General features: G+C 33.4%; 9 protein-coding genes. 8 read left to right on the forward strand and 1 reads right to left on the reverse strand.

Annotated elements, in window-relative coordinates; all coding sequences use genetic code 11:
• The 8 genes from SULYE_RS08560 to SULYE_RS05450 form a co-directional block, all read left to right on the forward strand.
• Window positions 1–230 (forward strand): hypothetical protein (locus SULYE_RS08560; RefSeq protein ID WP_043989135.1); only part of this gene is annotated, 230 nt, incomplete at its 5' end.
• A 253-nt stretch (window positions 231–483) separates the two neighbouring features.
• Window positions 484–945, forward strand: a complete 462-nt coding sequence (locus SULYE_RS05420) for an iron-sulfur cluster assembly scaffold protein (protein ID WP_007547321.1) — start codon at window positions 484–486, stop codon at window positions 943–945.
• Complete coding sequence (locus tag SULYE_RS05425) at window positions 945–2,012, forward strand: hypothetical protein (protein ID WP_007547322.1); 1,068 nt, start codon at window positions 945–947, stop codon at window positions 2,010–2,012. Before SULYE_RS05420 ends, SULYE_RS05425 begins: the two co-directional genes overlap by 1 nt.
• A complete protein-coding gene (locus SULYE_RS05430) occupies window positions 1,984–2,217 on the forward strand; it encodes a sulfurtransferase TusA family protein (RefSeq protein ID WP_007547323.1) in 234 nt (77 codons plus the stop codon). Before SULYE_RS05425 ends, SULYE_RS05430 begins: the two co-directional genes overlap by 29 nt.
• On the forward strand, window positions 2,217–2,438 hold the full coding sequence (locus SULYE_RS05435; protein ID WP_007547324.1) for a hypothetical protein: 222 nt from the start codon (window positions 2,217–2,219) through the stop codon (window positions 2,436–2,438). Before SULYE_RS05430 ends, SULYE_RS05435 begins: the two co-directional genes overlap by 1 nt.
• Window positions 2,439–2,449: 11 nt before the next feature.
• Complete coding sequence (locus SULYE_RS05440; protein ID WP_007547325.1) at window positions 2,450–2,671, forward strand: NifU family protein; 222 nt, start codon at window positions 2,450–2,452, stop codon at window positions 2,669–2,671.
• Window positions 2,672–2,674: 3 nt separating this feature from the next.
• On the forward strand, window positions 2,675–3,538 hold the full coding sequence (gene aroE, locus SULYE_RS05445; protein ID WP_232178611.1) for a shikimate dehydrogenase: 864 nt from the start codon (window positions 2,675–2,677) through the stop codon (window positions 3,536–3,538).
• 5 nt (window positions 3,539–3,543) lie between these two features.
• Complete coding sequence (locus SULYE_RS05450) at window positions 3,544–3,957, forward strand: secondary thiamine-phosphate synthase enzyme YjbQ (protein WP_007547327.1); 414 nt, start codon at window positions 3,544–3,546, stop codon at window positions 3,955–3,957.
• Between the two features lie 573 nt (window positions 3,958–4,530).
• Here SULYE_RS05450 and SULYE_RS05455 read toward each other — a convergent pair.
• Window positions 4,531–5,178 (reverse strand): endonuclease III domain-containing protein, encoded by a 648-nt coding sequence (locus tag SULYE_RS05455; protein ID WP_007547329.1) that lies wholly within the window; start codon window positions 5,176–5,178, stop codon window positions 4,531–4,533.
• Between the last annotated feature and the right edge of the window lie 196 nt (window positions 5,179–5,374).

Below are 5,374 nucleotides of genomic sequence, written 5' to 3' on the forward strand. Positions count from 1 at the left end.
CGTGGATTTTTGGAACAGCCTCAAGTTTAAGTAAGAAGATTAGAAGTTTTATTTATTTATTTATTTATTTTATACATCGGATAAGAAATTCAGTAAAAGTAGAAAACTCTTCCCCCGGCTTTGGAATAATAAATAAGGCTACCGTTAACGTGCAACTCTTTTTTTTCCTTGTCATCCTGAGGGCTTTAGTCCGAAGGATCCCCTCTTTTAAAAAGGTGGAAAGTGAATAAGTAAGATAAAAAGAACGAAAATTCCAAGCACGGTGCAGAATGACTCGAATGGTGGTTTTCGTCATCCAGCAGCGAAGTGAAGGATTTCCACGTTTTATGTCTTTTGGAAGCAACAGAAACAGAAGTAAATTCTTTGCATGGCTTTTAGTTAATTAAAATTTAAAAACGTCTTCACGATTTACGTGATTAATATCATTGGAATAAGATTAATATAGGCTTATTTTAATTTAAAATCTATTAGGAGGTTTTAGACATGTTTGAATATACAGAAAAAGTAATGGATCACTTTATGAATCCAAGAAACTTAGGAGAAATACCAAACCCGGATGGAATAGGACAATGTGGTAATCCATCTTGTGGTGACGCTATGCTCTTTACTATAAAAGTAGATAAAGAGACAGACACGATTACAGATGTTAAGTTTAAAACATTTGGTTGTGGTTCAGCGATAGCGGTATCTTCTGTTTTAACAGAAATGGTAAAAGGAAAGCCTATTGATTATGCTTTAAACTTGACTTATAAAGAAATTTTTGAAGAGCTTGGCGGACTACCACCACAAAAAATTCACTGCACAAACTTAGGATTAGAAACTCTTCATGTAGCTATTAAAGACTATCTTTTAAAACAAGGTAGAGTGGAAGAGGCAAGCAAAATACCTGACTGTATAGAAGAAGACCATGAAGAAGAAGCAGTATCCTTAGAGCATATAGGATAATGAAAAGAAAGGCAGTAGCGTTATATTCCGGTGGGCTTGATAGCACCCTTGCTATCAAGCTCGTTCAAAACCAAGGTATTGATGTCTTAGCACTTCACTTCTATACTGGGTTTTGTATAACAGAAACCAAAAGAAGGAGAGGCGAGAAAAAAGAAGACGGCTCTCACTACATAAATCCTGCCTTAAAATTTGCTGCAAAATACGGATTTCCTTTAGAAATAGTGGACATATCAGATGGTTATATGGATGTTATCCTAAATCCAAAATTTGGATATGGGGCAAATATCAATCCATGCATAGATTGTAGAATCTATATGTTTAAAAAAGCAAAAGAAATTATGCAAGAAGTAGGAGCAGATTTTGTAATTTCAGGTGAAGTTCTTGGACAAAGACCAAAAAGTCAAAAATCCATTCCTTTAAAAATCATAGAAAGAGAGGCGGGTTTAGAGGGTCTTATTCTTAGACCATTATCAGCCAAAAAGCTTCCACCAACAATTCCAGAAATAAATGGATGGGTAGATAGAGAAAAGTTAGAAGGCATCGTCGGAAGAAGCAGAAAAAGACAAATAGAGCTTGCAAAAGAACTTGGAATAGATGAGTATGAATCACCGGCTGGCGGATGCTGTTATCTTACTGATGAAAACTATGCATATAAATACAAGGAAACAATGGCAGTTGAAGGAAAGATTACGCAAGAGGATTTAGTTTTATTCACAGTAGGAAGACATTTCAGATTAGACTCAGGAACTAAACTAATTGTATCAAGAAATGAAGGAGAAAACAATTTTTTATTGGGATTTAAGAAAAATTATCATTTCTTTGAACCAATCGGAAAAGGTCCGGTGGCAATTGCAAAAACCATAAACGGCGAAATCTTAGATGAGGATGATAAACAAATAATTGCCAATATAATTGCAAGATATTCAAAGACAATTGACGGTAAAATTGATGTAAAATATTCTTTCATGGATAGAGAGGAAATTTTGACTGGATTTCCTTTTGATGATGAAACAATCAATCAATGGAGGGTTAGCTTAAATGGAAATAAAAGCAGACATAGTCCATGATGCAACAGGGACTTACTGTCCAATCCCTATAACAGAACTTGCCAAAGTAGCAAAAAAGGCAGAGAAAGGTCAGATTATAGAGCTTTTAGCAGACGATGAAGGAGCCATCCAAGATGTACCGGCTTGGTGTCAAACCACCGGAAATGAATTCTTAGGGTACAAAGAAGAAGACGGAATATTACACTTTTATATCAGGAAGGTGTAATGAGATTGACAATAGAAAGTAAAATTTCAGAAATTTTTAAAGAATTTCCTGAGCTTGAAGAAAGGTACAAACCTTATTTAAAATATTTTTATGAAGAAAGATTGGATACAATACTTTTTAAGAAGTTGAGCTTAATTGGGGCGTTAAAGCTTTTAAACGTGCCTGAGGAAGAAAGAGAAAAAATCATACAAGATTTTTATAAAATAGCAAACAAACATTAAGAGGTAGTGAGATGGTGGCTTTTGACAAAGAACAAGAGGTCAGAGAGATTTTAGACAAAGTAAGACCTGCCTTACTTGCAGATGCTGGTAATATTGAGCTTGTTAAAGTTGAAAACGACGAAGTGTTTTTAAAATTATACGGCACATGTCAAACATGTCCGGTTGCTGATATGACAATGAAAGATTTGGTAATTTATACTATAAAAGAATCTCTTCCATGGGTTAAGCTGTAAACATTGGAGAAGAAAAATATCAATAACATGACTTTAGACGGAAATACCTTAGTCTATGGATTATTTGGTTATCCTGTAAAACATTCAAAGTCTCCTACGTTTCAAACAGCAGTATTCCAACATCTTGGTATAAATGCTGTGTATGTACCATTTCAGGTAAAACCTGAAGATATAGAAAAAGCGGTAGAATCTTTAAGAGTTTTAGATATCAAAGGCGTCAATGTTACAATCCCACACAAAGAAAACGTAATTCCATATCTTAATGAAATCTCAGAAGAAGTCAAAGTAATCAAAGCTGTCAACACGATCAAAAATATTGATGGATATCTTATTGGGTACAATACAGATTGGTATGGATTCATTGAAGGTTTGAAAGAAATCATGCCGGATATAGCTGGTAAACGAGTTTTAGTCATTGGTGCAGGTGGTTCTTCAAGGGCAATTATTTATGGACTATTAAATCAAGGAGTTGGAAAAATTTATTTAGCCAACCGAACTATAAAGCGGGCAGAGAATTTGATAGAAGATTTTTCTAACTTTTATAGAATTGTTAAAATGATTATAAAACCAATCAGCTTAGACGAGATAAACCGTATTTTGAACGAAGTTGAACTCATAGTTAATACAACTTCCGTGGGTCTAAATGAAGATGACCCAGAAATTTTTGATTACAATCTTATCAATTCAAGCCATACAGTTGTAGATATTATCTATGAAGAAACTAAACTGCTACAAAAAGCAAAAGAAAAAAATGCTAACTATCAAAATGGCTATCCTATGTTAATTTACCAAGGGGCAAAATCTTTTGAAATTTGGACTGGCAAACCAGCACCAATAGAAGTTATGAAAAGGGCTATTGGGGTATAAAGCTTATGAAAAGCTATACTAAGTATTTGACCTTTAATACAAAAAACAGGCGTGAAATAATAAGAATTACTGAAGAAGTAGAAAAAGCAGTTAAAGAATCTGAAGTTAAGGAAGGACTTTGTCTTGTATCTGCAATGCATCTGACTGCTTCGGTAATTGTTCAAGATGATGAAGAAGGGCTTCATGAGGATATTTGGAATTGGCTTGATAGCTTAGCACCATTCAAAAAAGATTATAAACATCATTTAACAGGTGAAGATAACGCAGATGCGCATCTAAAAAATCTCTTAACTCATCTGCAGGTAGTACTTCCCATCACAAATGGCAAATTAGACCTTGGTCCATGGCAAGAGGTTTTTTATGTAGAATATGATGGCCAAAGACCAAAGCGTGTGATTATAAAGATAATTGGAATGTGATTAAGTTGAAATGATTTACTTTTAAATAAGCATTGAATTAAAATCTAAAAACCATCGAAATAATGAATTTTAAAATAGAGTTTTAAAAGTAGATAATATTTGAAAGTGTTCCAAATGAAAGTGTTCCAAAATTCTCGTAAGCTTACCTTTCTGTCATCCTGAGGTTGTAAGCCGAAGAATCTCTTTTTTAAAATAAAGTAAAAATGAGATTCTTCGCTTCGCTCAGAATGACGATGTGGATTTTTGCAAGCAGTCTCGATAATATTTTTATATATACGTCGGGTGTTCTAAAATTCTCGTAAGCTCACCTTTCCGTATCATCCTGAGGACGTAAAAGTATCTCCTCTTTTAAAAGAGAGGAAAAGAAAGTTAACCTTTCTCTAATACTTGCCATTCAACATTATACTGTCATCCTACGAGGATATAAATCCGAAGGCTCTCTTTTTTTAAAGTAGGCGAGAAATTGAGAATAAGCAATTTATCAATTGCCATACAATGAATAAGTGAGAGTTAAAAGGCGAAGATTATTCACTTCATTTAGGATGATAAAGTTGATTTTTAGAGTAGTTCCATTTAACTCTTTTTATCATATTCACAGTACTTTATAATCGGACATTGGTTACACTTAGGCTTAACAGGCTTGCAAATAGTTTGTCCAAAGGCAACAAATACAAAATTTATATCTTTCCAGTATTTTTTAGGCAATATCTCCATCAGCTTAAACTCGGTCTCTTCCGGATTTTTGGTTTTTACTAAGCCAATTCTATTTGATATTCTGTGAACATGAACATCTACACATATAGCAGGTTTCCCAAAACCTTCTGATAAAACTAAATTCGCCGTTTTCCTTCCAACACCTTTGAAAGATAAAAGCGTTTCTAAATCGTCAGGAACCTTAGAATTAAATTTTTCAACAAGTATTTTTGAAATCTCTTTTATAATTTTTGCTTTATTTCTATAAAATCCAACCGGATAGATTAATTCTTCTATTTCTTTCTCAGAAAGTTTTAAAATTTTTTCCGGCGTATCTGCAACTTTAAAAAGTCTATCACTTGCTTGAGCTGTTGTTTGGTCTTTTGTTCTAAGGCTTAAAATGGTAGAAATCAGTATTTTAAACGGGTCATTTCCATTTCTCCCCATAAATGCAACTACAGGAGCGTTCCAATTTTTGCTTTCTTTTTTTAATATTCTAAAAGCTTTTTCAAATGTTTTTAAATCCATAATTTTCCTCATTTTAAAGTTATGTTAAAATTTTACAAAATATAAGCGGAGGTAAGCAATGGAATTTCTAAGAAAAAAAGAATATAAACAAGTAGAAACTAAATTAAAAAGAAGTTTAGGCTTTTGGGATTTAGTCTTTATAGGAGTTGGTGGAATTATAGGTGCAGGTATTTTTGTAATCACGGGACAAGCGGCA

The sequence above is a fragment of the Sulfurihydrogenibium yellowstonense SS-5 genome (assembly GCF_000173615.1).
Lineage (GTDB): Bacteria > Aquificota > Aquificia > Aquificales > Hydrogenothermaceae > Sulfurihydrogenibium > Sulfurihydrogenibium yellowstonense.